Annotated in this window: 14 protein-coding genes and 2 pseudogenes; 10 read left to right on the forward strand and 6 right to left on the reverse strand. The window is 63.0% G+C overall.

Annotated elements, in window-relative coordinates; all coding sequences use genetic code 11:
- Positions 1-198: 198 nt before the first annotated feature.
- From ACVISU_RS24485 to ACVISU_RS24530, 10 genes and pseudogenes are all read left to right on the forward strand, one after another.
- The gene (locus ACVISU_RS24485; protein WP_456708581.1) at positions 199-1,731 is read left to right on the forward strand and encodes a DUF2235 domain-containing protein; all 1,533 of its coding nucleotides are present in this window, start codon (positions 199-201) and stop codon (positions 1,729-1,731) included.
- On the forward strand, positions 1,731-2,114 hold the full coding sequence (locus tag ACVISU_RS24490) for a hypothetical protein (protein WP_456708582.1): 384 nt from the start codon (positions 1,731-1,733) through the stop codon (positions 2,112-2,114). Before ACVISU_RS24485 ends, ACVISU_RS24490 begins: the two co-directional genes overlap by 1 nt.
- On the forward strand, positions 2,111-2,737 hold the full coding sequence (locus ACVISU_RS24495) for a patatin-like phospholipase family protein (RefSeq protein WP_456708583.1): 627 nt from the start codon (positions 2,111-2,113) through the stop codon (positions 2,735-2,737). Before ACVISU_RS24490 ends, ACVISU_RS24495 begins: the two co-directional genes overlap by 4 nt.
- A complete protein-coding gene (locus ACVISU_RS24500) occupies positions 2,738-3,256 on the forward strand; it encodes a hypothetical protein (protein ID WP_456708584.1) in 519 nt (172 codons plus the stop codon).
- Positions 3,253-4,302 carry a cyclic GMP-AMP synthase DncV-like nucleotidyltransferase gene (locus ACVISU_RS24505; RefSeq protein ID WP_456708585.1) on the forward strand — a complete coding sequence of 350 codons (1,050 nt, stop codon included), beginning with the start codon at positions 3,253-3,255 and terminating at the stop codon, positions 4,300-4,302. The genes ACVISU_RS24500 and ACVISU_RS24505 overlap by 4 nt, the downstream gene beginning before the upstream one ends.
- Positions 4,299-6,026, forward strand: coding sequence for a ThiF family adenylyltransferase (locus tag ACVISU_RS24510; protein ID WP_456708586.1), 1,728 nt, complete (start codon positions 4,299-4,301; stop codon positions 6,024-6,026). The genes ACVISU_RS24505 and ACVISU_RS24510 overlap by 4 nt, the downstream gene beginning before the upstream one ends.
- On the forward strand, positions 6,023-6,511 hold the full coding sequence (locus tag ACVISU_RS24515) for a Mov34/MPN/PAD-1 family protein (protein WP_456708587.1): 489 nt from the start codon (positions 6,023-6,025) through the stop codon (positions 6,509-6,511). Before ACVISU_RS24510 ends, ACVISU_RS24515 begins: the two co-directional genes overlap by 4 nt.
- A gap of 79 nt (positions 6,512-6,590) precedes the next feature.
- The gene (locus ACVISU_RS24520; RefSeq protein ID WP_456708588.1) at positions 6,591-7,448 is read left to right on the forward strand and encodes a hypothetical protein; all 858 of its coding nucleotides are present in this window, start codon (positions 6,591-6,593) and stop codon (positions 7,446-7,448) included.
- A gap of 430 nt (positions 7,449-7,878) precedes the next feature.
- Positions 7,879-8,274, forward strand: a pseudogene (locus ACVISU_RS24525) (hypothetical protein).
- A 30-nt stretch (positions 8,275-8,304) separates the two neighbouring features.
- Positions 8,305-8,631, forward strand: a pseudogene (locus tag ACVISU_RS24530) (hypothetical protein); the annotation flags it as partial.
- 17 nt (positions 8,632-8,648) lie between these two features.
- Here ACVISU_RS24530 and ACVISU_RS24535 read toward each other — a convergent pair.
- From ACVISU_RS24535 to ACVISU_RS24560, 6 genes are all read right to left on the reverse strand, one after another.
- Positions 8,649-10,538 carry a tetratricopeptide repeat protein gene (locus ACVISU_RS24535; RefSeq protein ID WP_456708589.1) on the reverse strand — a complete coding sequence of 630 codons (1,890 nt, stop codon included), beginning with the start codon at positions 10,536-10,538 and terminating at the stop codon, positions 8,649-8,651.
- Between the two features lie 345 nt (positions 10,539-10,883).
- Positions 10,884-11,162 (reverse strand): hypothetical protein, encoded by a 279-nt coding sequence (locus tag ACVISU_RS24540; protein WP_456708590.1) that lies wholly within the window; start codon positions 11,160-11,162, stop codon positions 10,884-10,886.
- A gap of 400 nt (positions 11,163-11,562) precedes the next feature.
- On the reverse strand, positions 11,563-11,835 hold the full coding sequence (locus tag ACVISU_RS24545; RefSeq protein WP_456708591.1) for a hypothetical protein: 273 nt from the start codon (positions 11,833-11,835) through the stop codon (positions 11,563-11,565).
- A complete protein-coding gene (locus tag ACVISU_RS24550; protein WP_456708592.1) occupies positions 11,832-13,928 on the reverse strand; it encodes an AAA family ATPase in 2,097 nt (698 codons plus the stop codon). Before ACVISU_RS24550 ends, ACVISU_RS24545 begins: the two co-directional genes overlap by 4 nt.
- Positions 13,929-14,059: 131 nt before the next feature.
- Positions 14,060-14,341 carry a hypothetical protein gene (locus ACVISU_RS24555; RefSeq protein ID WP_456708593.1) on the reverse strand — a complete coding sequence of 94 codons (282 nt, stop codon included), beginning with the start codon at positions 14,339-14,341 and terminating at the stop codon, positions 14,060-14,062.
- A gap of 647 nt (positions 14,342-14,988) precedes the next feature.
- Positions 14,989-15,270, reverse strand: coding sequence for a helix-turn-helix domain-containing protein (locus ACVISU_RS24560; RefSeq protein ID WP_456708594.1), 282 nt, complete (start codon positions 15,268-15,270; stop codon positions 14,989-14,991).
- Positions 15,271-15,519: the final 249 nt, after the last annotated feature.

Genomic DNA, 15,519 nt, shown 5'->3' on the forward strand with positions numbered 1-15,519 from the left:
CCTATGCCGCGCTCGGCGACGGAATCGGACAAAAAATCCGTCCCGGGCGAAAAAATAAATGCTGTCCGAATCCGCGCCTCTTGCCGGCATACCCGGGGAGAAGCCGAAGTCGGATGAAATAGACCAGCTTCGGCGTGATACAACCCGGAAGCCGGCGGTGCAACCTTGAGCGGTCGCCCGAGCAGGAGGCGAACGCTTATGCCGAAGAATATCGTCGTCTTCTCGGACGGCACTGGTCAGGACGGCGGTGCCCGTCCCGAGCAGCGGATCAGCAACATCTACAAGATGTACCGGATCTCGCGCGACCACGCGGATACCGGCATCCATCCATCCCGCCAGGTGGTATTCTACGACGCCGGGCTCGGTACCGACATCGGCACCACGGCCCTGACCGCTCCCGTCCGCTTCGTCCAAAAGCTGCTTGGGTCCGTGACCGGCGCCGGCATCAAGCGCAACATCGCCGACTGCTACGAATTCATCGTCAACCACTACGAAGAGGGCGACCGGATCTTCCTCTTCGGCTTCAGCCGCGGCGCCTATACTGTCCGCAGCCTGGCCAACCTCCTCATGCTCTGCGGCGTGCCGACAAAGGCTGCCGATGGCCCGCTCATGCGCTACCGCAAGGCCGTCAAGGACATCGCTTGGGAGGCGGTCGACACCGTGCTCGAGCATGGCGCCGGTCACCCGAGAGCCGAATTCGAGGACGAGCGTCTCGAGCAGGCAAGGCGCTTCCAGCTCAAGTACGGCTCCGGCGACGGCTCCGATTCGAACGTCGCACCATACTTTATCGGCGTCTTCGACACCGTTGCCGCCTTGGGCGCGAGCGGCCTCCGCTATTTCGTCATCCAGGCCGGCCTGGCCGCCGGCGTCGCGGGCGCGGCGTTCGCCGGCGGATTTCTCCCAGCGGTCCTGATCGCGCTCGCATGCTCCTGGTGGTTTGGCGCCGGTTTCATGCTGACCGGCTTCATCGCTCAGGTTGCCATCATCGCCGTCGCGCTAGGCGCGTTCTGGTTCTGGCAGAACAAGTCGACGACCAAGACGATCGTCGACTATCCCAAGCCGGGCGAGTCGCGGTCGCACAAGGCCGTGTGGAAGGGCGCCAACTTCGATCGGCTTCTGAGCCGCCACGTCGCCTTCGCGCGCTCGGCCAACGCGATCGACGAGACGCGGAAGGACTTCGATCGCGTAGGCTGGGGCGGCGGCAACGAAGGCGCGCCGGTCTTCCCCGGACACGAACGGCTCCTGCAGTGGTGGTTCGCCGGCAATCATTCCGACATCGGCGGCTCCTATCCGGAGCCCGAGTCCCGCCTGTCCGACATCGCGCTGGAATGGATGTGCCGCGAGGCGATTTCCGTCCCCGACGGTCTGCTCTCGGGCCCGATCTTCGTCGACGGCGAGAAGCTGCAAGGCAGCGGCAACATCGGTCAGGCGCTCTACATCTATCCGGACGCCGGTGGTCTGCAGCACTGTGAGGTCGCTGGCATGAGGGATACCCTGGATGCCTTCGCGGACAAGCTGCCGAGATGGCGTTGGCTCCGTAATCGGATCGGTGGTCGGAATTGGGAGATCAAGCTCCGCGACATCGACGCCGCCGCCAAGGTCCATCCCACCGTCCAGCTACGCTTCGACATGGCCGCCGTCATCCAATGCGCAGCGGGCACCGGCGCCTACCGGCCGGCGGCACTTGCGCATCACCATGATTTCGCGCGGTACTATCCGGAGAAGGCTTGATGAAACATGCCGAAGCATTCGACGCACTGAACGAGATCGTCGGCCCCGAAGCCGAAACGAAAGCTCCCGGATCGCGAATTGGCGAATCGCCCGTGGGCGCGCGCCTTCATAGAGTCAACGAGACAAATCGCTACGTACGCGGGAAAATTGAGCCCAGCCGGTTCTTGCGCCGCTTCGAGCCCCTCGCCATTTCAAGCGCTAGTTTGATCCACACCTTTCTGAATCCCGCTGAAACCGTTCGACGCCACCGCGCGCTTTTGGCCTGCCGGTCGGGCACCCGGCGGCGGCCAGCTCGGGCCTTCGCGGCCGTGCCGCGGCTTGTCCGCGCAGCGGCGCAACGGATGGGCCATGAATCGGATCTGGGACGTATGGGGCGAGCGTGACTGCGGACACCAAGAAGACCCAATCTGAAGGATCGGTCGACGCCAAACCCTACCGGGTATTGAGTCTCGACGGCGGCGGCATGCGCGGAATCTACACCGCCGCCTTCCTCGACCGCCTCGTCACTCAGTTCGCGCGCACGCGTAACGTCGAAAGCCTCGATCTCGGCAAAGGCTTCGACCTCATCACCGGCACCAGCACCGGTGCCATTGTCGGCTGCGCGCTCGCGGTCGGCCGCCCGATGGGCGAGATCGTCAAGATGTACCGCGATCATGGCCGCCAGATCTTCCCTCACCGCATCAAGGGTACGGCCAGTGCGATTTGGCGCATGTTCGTCGGCGCGCGCTACGTCCGGAAGGGCGACAAGGTGCTGCGGCAGGCCCTAACCGACGTACTCAACGAAACGATGATGCTGGACGTCTTCGAGAAGCGCGGCATCTCGCTCTCGATCCCGGCCATCCTGATGAGCAGCCACCGCTCCTGGGTCTTCAAGAAGACGCCCAAAAGCGGCGTGCGCGACGACCACTACAAGCTGGTCGACGTCTGCATGGCTTCGAGCGCCGCCCCGATCTTCCGGTCGCTGGCCGCCGTCGACGATCCCAACAACGACCACGGCGTCGAATAGGTGTTCGCCGACGGCGGCCTGTGGGCGAACAATCCGATCATGGTCGGGCTGGCGGATGCTCTCGCTTGTGTCCCCGCAGGGACGCCCATCCAGATCTTCTCGCTCGGCACCTGCTCGCGGCCGGAAGGCGAACTCATTCCCGCGCGCAAGGTGCATCGCTCGATCCTGGGCTGGAAGATGGGCGCGGAAGCCGCCGGCCTCAGCATTACGGCCCAGGAGTTAGCGTTCGACAACATGGCGCGCTTCATCGGCAACAAGCTCACCGAATTGGGGCAACCCGTCACCAGGCTGCGTTTTCCGAACAAGGACGTGCCGGCGGAGATGATGAAGTACCTGGCGCTCGACGACGCACGGCCCGAAGCCGTGAAAAGGCTGATCCAGCAGGCGAGCAACGACGCGGATCTCGCCAAGAGCGCCTGCGACGACCCGAACAATTCCGACGGACGGATGGTGAAGGCCCTGATGATGAGTCTGCCGGCGATGCCGAAGACCGGCGTGAAGATGGAGGCGACGACGTGAAGGACTGCAACGAACAGGTGAAAGGCTTCGAGCGCGCGGCGGTGCGCATGTCGAAGGACGACCGCGCCGACATCTTCGGCAAGGCCAAGATCAACCGCGACCGGCTCAAGTCGGGCCTCGATCGCAACGGCAGCCCAAAGGCCATCGGCTCACGCACGCAAGGCTCCTACGCGATGAAGACGATGATTCAGCACGACCGCAACGACTACGACGTCGACGACGGCGTCTACTTCAAGCGCGACAGGCTTAAGGACGATCAGGGACTGGACAAGTCCCCCGAGGACGCGAGGAAGATGGTCAGCGACGCGCTGCAAGACAAGCGTTTCGCCGACCAGCCCGAACCCCGGAACAACTGCGTGCGGGTCTACTACAAGTCGGAAGGCTACCACGTCGACGTGCCCGTCTACCGCGAGAACCGCACGACGGACCCCTTCACCGGCGCGAAGAAGAAATGGTTCGAGATCGCCGCCGGCGACAAGTGGAGGACATCCGATCCGCTCGCCAACACGCAGTGGTTCAAGGACGCCAACACCAGCAAGTCGCCCGACGCGTCCACCGACGGCAACGAGGGCCAGTTCGTGCGGATTGTCCGCCTGGTCAAGGCCTTCGCGCGCAGCCGCTACGGCTGGACGGACAAGATCGCGAGCGGTTTCACCATCTCGAAACTGTGCTGCGACAACTTCGTGCGGGACGACGGACGCGACGACAGATCGTTCCGGCAGACGATGAGGGGCATCAACCTCTGGCTGGCGCTAAGCGGCGCGGTCCCGCATCCGGTGCTGAACGAGAACCTCGCCGAAGCCGGCGATGCGAAGACCGCCTTCCTCAAGGAGAAGATCGACGAGAACCTGAAGCACCTCGAAGTGCTGGACAGGCTGGACTGCACGCACGACGACGCGATGAAGGCGTGGGACGCCCTGTTCTGGACGGACTGGTTCTCCAAACAGCCCGACCCCTCCAAGAAATCGAAGATCGAGAAGGCCAGCGGGCCCGCCGTGATCAAGCAGGGCGAAAGCCGCTACGCGACGGAGAACCGCCACGCGTGAGCCTACCGGTTGAAGCCGCAGCGTCGGCCGCTCCGGAGGAGCCAGGACTCGACGGCTGGTTCGCCTCGCTCGGCGACGAATACACCGGCCGCGTGGCCTCCGGTTCGCTGCGTACCGGCATGGTCGACGGCTGGCGCTTGCGCTGGCGCGGGCGCGAGCTCGAGGTCCAGGTCGACGCGGATTTTCCCTTCAGCGTCGCCCGGGTATACCTCGTAGGCTATTCGCGCGCGCAGGCGGCGCCGCACGTAGAGAAGGACGGCAAGCTCTGCCTCGCCACCAAGGCGGTGCCGGGCGACCGGATCCGGACCATCCAGGCTGCAGTCGCCGATGCGCTCCGGCTGCTCACCGAGAACGAGACCAGGCAGCACGACGACGACTTCCGTGAGGACTTCGGCCTCTATTGGCTCTCATGGGCCACTCGCAGCGACGCTCGCGTCGAAATCATGCCGGGCCCGCAGGGAGCCGGCAAAACGATCCTCGGTCGAGCCGTCACGATGGATCGCCGCGCATTGGTCTTTCCGGGCAAGGCCGACGCCTCGAAAGTCTGGCAAAATCTGACCGGAGAAGCGCCGAAGGCGCTCAAGGAAACGCCGGTGATCGCTATCGATACCCTCCCCGCGCCCAACCGCTATCCGGAAACCGCAGAAGAGCTTTGGGCTCTCGTCGAAGCGCGCTCGCATGACGGGACCGACTTGCTGAAGCGCCTCATGAGCAACGCCGCGAAGGAGGCGCTCATCGTGCTCGCGGGCAAAGCTCCGTCCGGACGCGAGCACTATGCCGCCATTTACCTGCGGCGGCCCTTGGGCCGCGAGGGTCAGCCCCTGAAACGGCGAGCCATGCGCAAGGGCATCGAAAAATCGGAGGACTCGGCCCGAAGTCTCTTCGCACGTTTCAAGCTCGATCGCATCGCCACGCAGCGGATGGACTCGGCAGCATCGCGCCTGCCGGGAGGCGTGCAGCACCAGATGGCGGATGCCAAGGTGATCGTCGCAGGCTGCGGCGCTTTGGGAGCCGGCGTGGCCCGGATGCTCGCGCAGGCCGGCATCGAACATCTGCGGCTCGTCGATCCCGAGACCCTCGGCTGGGAGAACATCCGCCGTCACGAACTCGGAGCCCCGAACGTCGGCGCCGGCAAGGCGAAGTCCCTGGCCGGCGGCATTCGCGCCGGCCAGCCGATGATCGGTTTCGTGGAAGGCTACGAATGCACGTTCGCCACTTTCGCGCGCGAACATCCCGAGGCCGTGAAGCAGGCGGACCTGATCATCTGCTGCACCGGCGACTGGGCGGCCGACGCTTCGGTGGAGCACGCTTTGGCCCAGCCCGGACACAGGGCCGCCGCCGTGTACGGATGGATGGAGCCTCACGCTCTCGCCACCCATGCCGTCCTGATCGGCAGTTCGGGCGCGAAATTCGCCGACGGCTTCGATCAGAACGGGCAATTCCGGCTTCCCGTCGTCGCCGGCGGTAAGCCGCCGCCGCCGGAATGCGGCGGCGCATCGACACCCTTCGGCGCCGTCGAACTGGCCCACGCCCAGGCTCTCGTCGCCAGGCTCGCGATCGATGCCTTGCGCGGGCTCGCCACCGCGCCTCTGTGGCGATCGTGGCTCGCGGACGCCACTGCCTTCCAGGAAGCCGACGCATCGGTCACGTCCGGATGGGCTGCGGCACGCGGCCAGCCGGACGACATCGGCGGTCCCTACGAAGGCGACTGGACTTTTCCGTGAGCGGACCGATCCTGAAGTTCAAGGTCGGACGGATCTCGGTCAGCATCGGACCTGAGGCACTGACAACGTTCGACGCGCACCGGCAACGACGCTTCTATCAGCGCGAGGCCGGCGGGCAGCTTTTCGCTCGGGTACGCGACGACGACTGGGAAATCTTCGCTGCGACCGGACCGCGGTCGCGGGATCGCCGCGGTCGCTTCTCGTTCCGACCGCACCGCGCCTCCGAGCAGGAGGAAATCTTCCAGCATCACGCTTTGGGGCTGGACTACGTTGGCGACTGGCACACGCACCCCGAAGACATGCCGACGCCGTCTCCCGACGATCTATCAAGCATCGCCGAGGTGGTGCGCCGATCGACCCATCACCTCCCTGGTTTCCTGCTCGTCATTGTCGGGCGACAGTCTTTCCCGGAAGGACTGTGGGCCTCGTTCCATTCCGTCGCCGGCGCGCGCACTGATGCAACGCGCAAATGCATTTCCGGCTGACAACCAAGTGTCCCGCCGATAGAACATCGCCATGTCACCATGGAAACCCTATGGAATTCGATCCGGAGACGAGGTCGAGATGGACGTCGTCCGGCATGTCGCGCACGTGCCAACGGCGAAGCGCATCATCGAAGACGGAAAGATTAAGGCGGGCCTGATCTACGACCAAAGCGTTCTCAACCGTTCGCGCATCAGCGTAGTCTGGCTATCCGCCAATACCTGGGCGGCCGGCTCGATGTACGGAACGGTCCAGTTCGAATTTCCTTGGCGAGACATCGTCGACGGGATGAACATCTACTGGGTGGAGGCAATAACAGCGTACAACCCGACCGCCTTTCGCCTACTTCTGAGCGAGCGCGAGGTGAATTCCCGACATGTGGTCCCGTACGATCCGAAGTCCGACGACGGCCCGCTTCGCCTAAGGGACGGCCGATGGTATCGCGCCGGACATCTGACTTCGGAATTCATGATCGAGGACGATATTTCTCTCAAAAGGAGCACCGCGCTCGAATTCGTCGACCATCACCCGAGGTACTGCAACCTTAACGGCGGCGCCTGTGAAGACATCGTTCGAGGCCGATCGAGGCAGCGAAACGCTGCGCGCGTCCTGGCGCAGGCGATTTCTCACGGTGATCATTCGATCGACCGTCTTTGGAAGCCGGACGGAGTGAAGCCGGTCTTCACACCTTTGGAAACCGGCTACAGCGGCTTAGTGCTCGATCTCACTCACAAGGACGTTGATTTCGGCGGCCCATTGGTGCGGCCGGAATCGTGCGAACCCGTTCTCGCCGGTGTGCTGGCGCTCTACGCCGCCGACAGGCGCGAGGAGGCCCGCAAGCTCGTCGCGCGCATCAAGACCCGCGAGGACTTCGAACGGATACTATTGGAAACCGTGAGACGCCATTTCGACGACGAACATTGGAAACCGGATTGGTAGGAAAGCCGAAATACTCGGCCAAGCTTCGGCGATGGAAGCGACCGCCTTCGCAGAGTGTGGCGGCGGACACAGCAAGAATCGGTAGCCTCGGCAATTCGGAATTCCTGACCCGTGCTAGACCGCCGGCCGGCGTCCTAAGGATTTGTCATGGCCGGAGTTATCTCGATGCCGATGAGCAAGCGACGACCGGCGATCCGGACCCTGCGGGGTTGGCAATCAGCTTGCTGAGGAGGCCGGCGCCATCCGGGAATGCGAAGACCATGGCTGGGTGCATTCGTGCGGATCGCTCGCTGGGTCTCGGCGTACTCCAAGAACGAGGCGGTTCAAGACGAGCAGCTCAACATGGTTCCGACAGCATAACCGTACCCACAAGACGATTCTTTTCATGGCGCCTGTCGACTCTGGTGTTCTTGTTATGTTCTAATGGGACATGACCGACAGACCCGCGAGCTGGCGCACGCCGACACCCAAGCAGATGGATAAGATGGCCGCTCTCGTCGGCAGAAACGTGCCGCAGAAGCCCGGATTGGCTCCCGACGCTGATCTGCCCGCAGAATACTGGTAGGCGCTCCTGGACGACCCGCGCGCCGAAGCTCGCCCCGGTCCCTCCGGAGCGGCGCTGCGGCTGAGCCAAATTCCTCAACATATTCTGAGGGTGGGGTGCCGCCGCTGCGCCAGGGTCGTCGAGATCCGGAAGGTAGATGCCGCGCGCCTCTATGGTCAGGACGCGCTTTGGAAGGATGTCGGCCAGCGGTTGTTGGACAATACCTGCACCCAGCGGACCGGGCGTCATGAGGAGGACGGCTGCTGGCCTGCGTTCGAGTAGTCGCCTGCGCGGCGGGAACTGGATTCTGCCATGGCACCGAAGCATCACCCTACGCCTCTCAGCGGCGGCGATCGCAAGGCGCTCGCCAAGGAGCTCGGCCGCTCGCGCGCGATGAGGACGATTCTCGCGGGGCAGGCCGCCGAAGCTCGGGCGAAGGGGGAGGCTCTCATCAGGCAGGCCGACCCTCTCCTGTGCGAATCCTGGAATGAGCGCATGTGGGCGGATGGCGGGCCGATCGGCCCGTCGCCGACGGTCGACCAAGCCATCAATTGAGGCTTCGCCTCGCTGGAGATCAAATGCTCGAGTTGCCAGATCCGACGGGACGTCGACCTGGCCGCGCTGCGCCACCTGCCGACTGATCTGCCCCGGCAGCGCTACTTGGTCGCCACGAAGTAGTATTTCTGTCGTCCCGAAAGCGATCCGTAGGTAAAGGGCTGCTGCTGGCGGTGCGTAGCGTCCATCACGTCGTCCCTGACGTTGTCGAATAGCAGACGGACATCGAGGTCTGGCGTCTTAAGGTTGTTCATGAAGGCGGTAGCGAATGGCGAATTGACGCTATCGCCGTCCATCGCCGTTTCGCCGTGCTTCGCCGCATAGACAACAAGCGTGCCGGCGTCCGGCTCGACGCTGGCCAAGCCGCGTGACACCGAGCGCGAGGCCAGCGTCATGGTCCGCTTCATCTGGCTCGCGAAGGGGTTGTCGCGGCACGCGTCGAGCATAATGAGACGCAGGCCTCCGGCCCGCTCGACCACATTGAGAACCTGCTCCAGGGACACCGCCTCGATGCTCAAGTCGCGGTCGGTTTTGAGAGCCGCATCGACAGGGATGAGGTAGTTCATCCCGGCCGCCTCCATGCCGTGGCCGGCATAGTAGACCACCGCCCAATCGGCATTCGCGGCCACGGAGGCGAAGCCGCGAAGCGCATCAAGCATCCCGTCGCGGGTCAGGTCATTGACAATGGTGACCGACTGGAAGCCGACACGTCGCAGCGCATCCCCGACGCTGGCGGCGTCGCGCGACGGATTCGGAAGCATCGCCACGTTTCGGTAGGAAGAATTGCCGATCACCAGTGCGACACGACGGCCGCGCGGTGGCACCGTCGCGGGCGATGTCGACGGCTTCTCGGAAGATGATACAACCGGGCCTGTCGACAGCGCCGCCAGCGCATTTTTCGCTTCCTCCTGCTTCGGATCGAGAGTCAGGGCCTGATTCAAGTCGGAGCGGGCCCGATCAAGGTCGCCTTTTCGCTGATAGACGATGCCGCGTCCGGCATAAGAAGGCGCAAGTTTCGGAGCGAGGCGGATGGCTTCGTTGTAGTCGTCGAGGGCGCGATCAAGATCACCCATGGCTCGATAGACGTCGCCGCGGCCACCATATGCAGGGGCGCGATTTGGAAGGAGTCGTATCGTTTCGTTGAAATCGAGCATCGCGCGGCGATAGTCGCCCTTCTTGTAATAGACTTCGCCGCGATTTTCGAACGCTACGTCGAAGTTCGGATCGAGGCGGATAGCCTCGCTATAGTCGGCGAGGGCGCGGTCGGGATCGCCCTTGTTGAAGTAAGCGGCGCCGCGACCAAAAAATGCCCCGGGGATCTTCGGATCCAGTCGAATTGCTTCGTCGTAATCCGAAAATGCACGGTCGTCGCCTCGGCGTTGGTAAAGAACGGCGCGAGTGCCATACAGCCCCGGGCGGTTCGGATCGAGACGGATAGCGTCGTTAACGTCGGCAAGCGCGCCGTTCAGGTCTCCTTTCGCGAAGTAAAGCAGTAGACCGCGTTGTTGGTGTGCATCAGCGCTGTTTGGATCCAATTGAACCGCTCGTTCGGCATCCACAAGAGCGATCGCGGAATCGCCCTTGATACGGAATAAGATGCTTCGTTGGACAAGCGCAGGTGCGCATTTAGGATCGATACGAAGTGCTTCGTTGATGTCGGCGAGCGCGCGATCGATGTCTTTCGTTCTGTTGAAGAAATAAAGAGAGCTGCGGTAGGCGTAGGCTTCAGCGTTATGCGGATCGGCCTGAATGGCTGCGTCATAATCGCGCTGTGCATGCTCAAGATCGAACCTGAACGTGTAGACTCGGGCGCGGTTCACGTAAGCCCGGGATAGATTGTTCCCGCCTTGCTCGATGAGGCGACTGCAGGAGGCAATCCGCTGGTCACCCCACGTGCTTGCGCAATCTGATTCATCGGACGCGTTTACCACCGAAGTGGCCGCGATGATGACGGCAACAGACGCCAGAACAGTTTTGATTGTCCCCTTCAATCGTGCCCCCTGCCCCTTCGGAAGTAGATCCGCTCACCGACCGCCAACTATCCAACTCGCCGCCAATTCCATTTCAGTGATCCAGGTCACGGTCTCCCAAGGCACCCTTATAACGGACTACTTCGCAGGATTCAGGAGGTGTTTTGTCTAGCCACACGACGGCCGCGCTTATGCGTTCTGGTCATGGCATGGTCTGGTTGACACAAGGATGGGTTTGAAACGGACCCGACGCTCCCGGAGGCACTTCAACGAGACTGACAACCATCTCCATGTCTGTACCGGTGAAATCACCTCTGCTGAGTTCTGTTCTCTTACTGGTTTCCATGTCAACCGCAGCCTCTAAACTCAACATACCGGTTGCCACGATATCAACGTAAGGCGACGGCTCGGCCTCCTGCTCTCGCCGATGTACGCGACTTTGCCGTCCGTCATCGCGTAGGTGCCGGGCGTGCTCAGCAAACCGGCCACGGCGACCCGCGGAAGGTCGGACATGGGAAACGCATGCACCACGGCGCGGGAGGCGCGGTCGCTGATGCGGCGATAGCCGTGGACGCCGCCGAACGGACGGTGGATGACGGCGGAGGAGGGGCAGTCGCTCGAAGGATTCAAGTCGCTCGTCGGCATGTGCGCTCCATCGTCGGGTGAAGTAGAAGGTCGTTCGCGGAGATTTCCGTTGCGCGGCGCCGGCAGCCTCGAAGATCAAAAGGACCCGGTCGCCGCGCGCTCGACGCCAGATCTTCGGCAAGCGATTGCCAACGCGATCAGCGCTTCGCGCCAGCCGAGTGTCGAAACTATCTCGTCGCCGCAGGGGGCGCCCAACGTGAGCGGAAAACCCTCTCGGAAGAACGCGCGACGCTTCAAGGACCCGTCCTTTCCTTGTTTCGGACCGTCATGAACGCTCCGCTCTGCTCGCCAGATCGCAGACGGTCGTCGGCACCGTCGTCGTCAAAGCCTCGGCAAGAGTACCTTCGCCTCCGAAGCACCGCCCGGACGGTTCCGCTCCGCACACACTGTGCCACCCAGCTCACTCCGACCTTTGACCGACCTCCGCGCGCTTCAGTGCGGCGAGAGCAGCCGCAATCAAAGACCAGGCGCTCTGTTTCCGATCATGATTACGCACGTAAACCGTGGAGGCTCGCGCCTTCGTTCCGGCGAACGGATTGTCTCCTTCCATGAAGTCGCCCCTGTAGTCACTCCGCGGCGCAAGGTTGGAGAAGTTGGCGCTGTGCATCAGGCCGATGGTATGTCGACCTTCCGCGTAGCCGCCAGGAAGGATTTCGACCGTCACTTTGATCATTCGATCGCTCCACAGTTTCTGCTGGCAGGTTCGGCGCTTCGCACCGGGTACGCCTTCAATAATTGGTCGATGGCCACTCGATCCAAGTAGCCGGTCAGTTCCAGTCGCTTTGCCACCGCTTCGACCGCTTGCCGGTTGGCCGCGATTAGTTCGCGCGCGCGCGCCAAGCAGCGATCCAGGCGCTTCGTGATCAACGCCACGATCGAAGGATCCTGAAGAAGCATGTCGGTGGTTCGATCGGAGAAGTGCGCGACGCCGATCACCCCGAAGCCGAATCTCAATTCCAGATCGGCCGCCGCCTGGGTCGCGCGCGCGAAATCACTGTCGTCCCCTATTCCGGCTCCGGCTGTCGCGTGCGAGGCGCCCAGCAGCAGTTCTTCTGCGGCGCGCCCACTCAGCAGCGTCGCAACGTAGTTCTCGATGCCGCCTTGGGTCTGTGAATTGGCCCGCGAAAGCTCGACACACGTCGCACCGCCATGGTCCAGAATCGTGAGAGCCTGCGGTTCGAAGACGGCGAGAGCGACTCCGACGACCAAGTGCCCGGCTTCGTGTACGGCACAGGACCGCCTCAGGTTTTGCGGCATCCCTTCACGGCCCGAGCGGATTTCGAGAAGGAGATCATCGAGCGCAAGTTCACGCCTGGCGCGGCGAGCGCGCGACTTTGCTCGCCGGACCCAGGCCTCGACATCTGCGCCGGTACGGCCGGCGGCCGCGAGAGCGGCAGGCAACAAATTGACGGCGGGCAGGGCGTCCTGCCCCAAGTGAAAGCGGAAGATCGCGGCCAGGCTCTCGGCGTCAGGCAGTTCGATCTCGATTGTGCGATCGAGACGTCCCGCTCTTTTGACCGCGGCATCGATGTGATCGGGATGGTTGGTCGCGCCGATCACGACGACGCCTGGTCGCTCCTCGATACCCGCCAACAGCTCCAATAGAAGATTTACAATCTGTGTCCAGTATTCTCTAAATTCACTCTTTATGGTGGCTCGATCCGATATCCCGTCCAGCTCGTCGATGAACAGGATACAGGGCGCAAGCTGACGCGCTTGCGAGAAAGATGCTTTGATCGCAGCCAATGTGCCCGAAAGGTAAGTTGCCGCGTTCCAATCCGCGACCGAGGTGGCCACGAGGGGCACGTTAGCGCTCTTCGCGAGCGCGCGAGCGAACTGGGTTTTGCCGACACCGGGCGGGCCCGACAGAAGCAGGCCCTTTTCGATGCATTCCCAGTCCAGCCGCCCCGCACGGTATTCGTACAAGTCCGCGGCCAGATTGAGCCCCCACTCGCGGGCTGCGCCGTAGCCCGCGAGTTCCTCAAGACCCGGACCACGATGGTCAAAAAAACTCTTCGTGGAAACGATCTTTTCCAGGCGTTTAACGCAATCGTCCGCAGTACGACCGGAACGAACCGACAGCGCCAGATCCGAGATGTCCACCGCCCGTACGAGCTGCTCGTCCAGGGCAATCGCTGGAGATCTTCCAGTAACCGCTTCGATCACAAGTGCGATTGCGGAGGCGTCAAGGTGACCGAGTGACAGGTGATGTTCGGCCGCACGCAGGAGATCGCGCGGCAGGTGGCGCCGGGGATCCGGCGCAACACCAAAGACGGGAGCACGGGCGTGCAGTGCCTTCGCGATCATGTCGTTTCCGCGTTCAGCCTTGTGTTCGTTCGAGGCCCCGTCTCTGGCCACCAGCAGCACGGCGCGCGTATACTGCCGGTCGAACGTTCGCTCCTCGAGCACCTTCGAGTCGGGGCCGAAAGCACACGTCGTCAGGACCTGCCTAACGAGGGAAATGACCTCCGCAGCGTGCGCGGCAAGCGACACAACGGGGCAGCCGCGACGCAGTTCGCGAGTGAGCCCGCTCACTGATTCGATCGCACGCGCGACGAGCACGGCCGCGGCGGCTAGATCGGCCCGGATCGATGTCCGTCCGACTGACTCGGGGGCCGTCGACAGGTCTTCGATAAGTCGCTCGATCGGATCGTCAGGGTTGCCGCTGCGCAGAAGCGGGCCGCTGTTCGTCCCGGCCTCGGCCGCCAACATGTCGAGGTAGGCTCGCGCGAGGAGGTCGCCCGGAGCCGCCGCTTGCAGGTCCATTCGTCACTCCATCGAGAGCAGCCTCTCAGGGCCGAATTGGGAGCGGGCAGCATCGGCTACACGCCATGTTCACCGCACGCCCAGCGCGACGGAAGCATTCCTTCCGTTCGGGTCGTGGCGTTAAGCGTTGGCTATCGCGCCGAGACGACAGTGGCCCGCCCCAGCGCAAGGTGATGGATATTGAGGCTGACCAGATCTGCACAGGCCAGGGCACAGACGGAGGCGACAATGTCGCGGCAAGGACGAGCCCGCTCTTCCAACTCCGCGAGCGACTGCGGGCCGCCTTCTTCGAGGGCGAGACCGATTCTCTGCCGGTGCAAAAGCGACACCGGATGCCGGGCATACGACCACACGGTGCGCGAATTCGTAAAGAGCGGCTCGCGCCTGATGTCTGATGCTTCGCGCTCGAGCAAACGCAGGCCCGTAGCGCTCGAGCGCGTAGATGATGCGCGCCATCTGGTCCTCGCCACGCTCAGGTCGGGTTTCATATACCCTGAGCAGGAAGCGTCCATCGACGCGATCAAGAACGACCCCGTGCAGCGAAAGCGGTGGACACTCTATGACGGGACCTGTCCGATAGCGGATGGCACGGACTGAAGGATCGAGGGCCGCTTGCTCGAGCGCGTGGCGCAGAAGCGGCTGGCGGACGGGAACCTCGATTTCGCATTTGCAACTAACGAAAAACGCTGGAACGGCAGCCCTGGGGCGAAGCTGGGTGGGACGCATGATTCTCTCCTGAACAGTTGCCTATGACGGAGGGAATTGCCGATCTGAAAGTAGCGGATCGAGATTGCGGCCGCGCATGCTCGGCGACGGCGCCGTGCGCGATCAATCTGTCGGCGAGGACGATTGATGTGTTTGCCTGCCTGGTTAGTTGCTATTGCCGAGACCTTTCCGGATTTCGATCGGAAAGGAGATCTAAGGGACGGCCCGTATACGTTATATAGTACAAAGAGATTGTGCCAAAGATATGGCCATGGCGAAAATAGAGGGTGCTCCGTAGAACCCTCGTTCGTGCGTCGATACAAGCGGTCCCAGCGCTAGTCGGGCCGCTCCCGATTCATCGGCGCGCCTTGAGGAGCTTGGACGCTTCGACGCCCAATGCCATCGCGATGCGCAGAACGGAGTCTAGCGTCGGGTTCGCCTCGCCCCGTTCGATGTCGCTGATCAATGCGCGGCGGCTTTCCGCACGCTCCGCGAGCTCAGCTTGGGTCATTCGGAGGGATAGCCTTAACTGGCGGACGTTCCGGCCGAGAGCTGCCCTGAGTCGCTGTTGCGCTCCTTCAAAGGAGTCAGATCCAGTCACGGCTCCTCCGGGAATCCTTCGCAGCACCCGAAACATTCGAGCGGCGGAAGCAGTTGCGTGCTCAATCTGCCACGTTTCCGCTCCAGAGGCCACCGGGCGGTGTTCAGGGTCAAGGAATCGTCGTCACCCGGCAGGCAGAGCGGACAAGGTTGACGATATGCGCCGCGAGCGACCGGCTCGCGCGCCGCCTGTTGCGGTATCGTCCTCTGTGCTTCGAAGGCTTGCCTTCATCTCCGAATCCTTAGTCACGTTGTCGTGGGGGCAACGACATGGCGGCCCCTGAAT

Source organism: Bradyrhizobium sp. USDA 4452 (assembly GCF_054063575.1).

Excerpts from the sequence above, each read along its gene's own strand:
- ACVISU_RS24520 (WP_456708588.1), top strand. The coding sequence starts at position 6,591 with ATGGACGTCGTCCGGCATGTCGCGCACGTGCCAACGGCGAAGCGCATC.
- ACVISU_RS24540 (WP_456708590.1), bottom strand. The coding sequence starts at position 11,162 with ATGCCGACGAGCGACTTGAATCCTTCGAGCGACTGCCCCTCCTCCGCC.
- ACVISU_RS24545 (WP_456708591.1), bottom strand. The coding sequence starts at position 11,835 with ATGATCAAAGTGACGGTCGAAATCCTTCCTGGCGGCTACGCGGAAGGT.
- ACVISU_RS24560 (WP_456708594.1), bottom strand. The coding sequence starts at position 15,270 with ATGTTTCGGGTGCTGCGAAGGATTCCCGGAGGAGCCGTGACTGGATCT.
- ACVISU_RS24485 (WP_456708581.1), top strand. The coding sequence starts at position 199 with ATGCCGAAGAATATCGTCGTCTTCTCGGACGGCACTGGTCAGGACGGC.
- ACVISU_RS24550 (WP_456708592.1), bottom strand. The coding sequence starts at position 13,928 with ATGGACCTGCAAGCGGCGGCTCCGGGCGACCTCCTCGCGCGAGCCTAC.
- ACVISU_RS24490 (WP_456708582.1), top strand. The coding sequence starts at position 1,731 with ATGAAACATGCCGAAGCATTCGACGCACTGAACGAGATCGTCGGCCCC.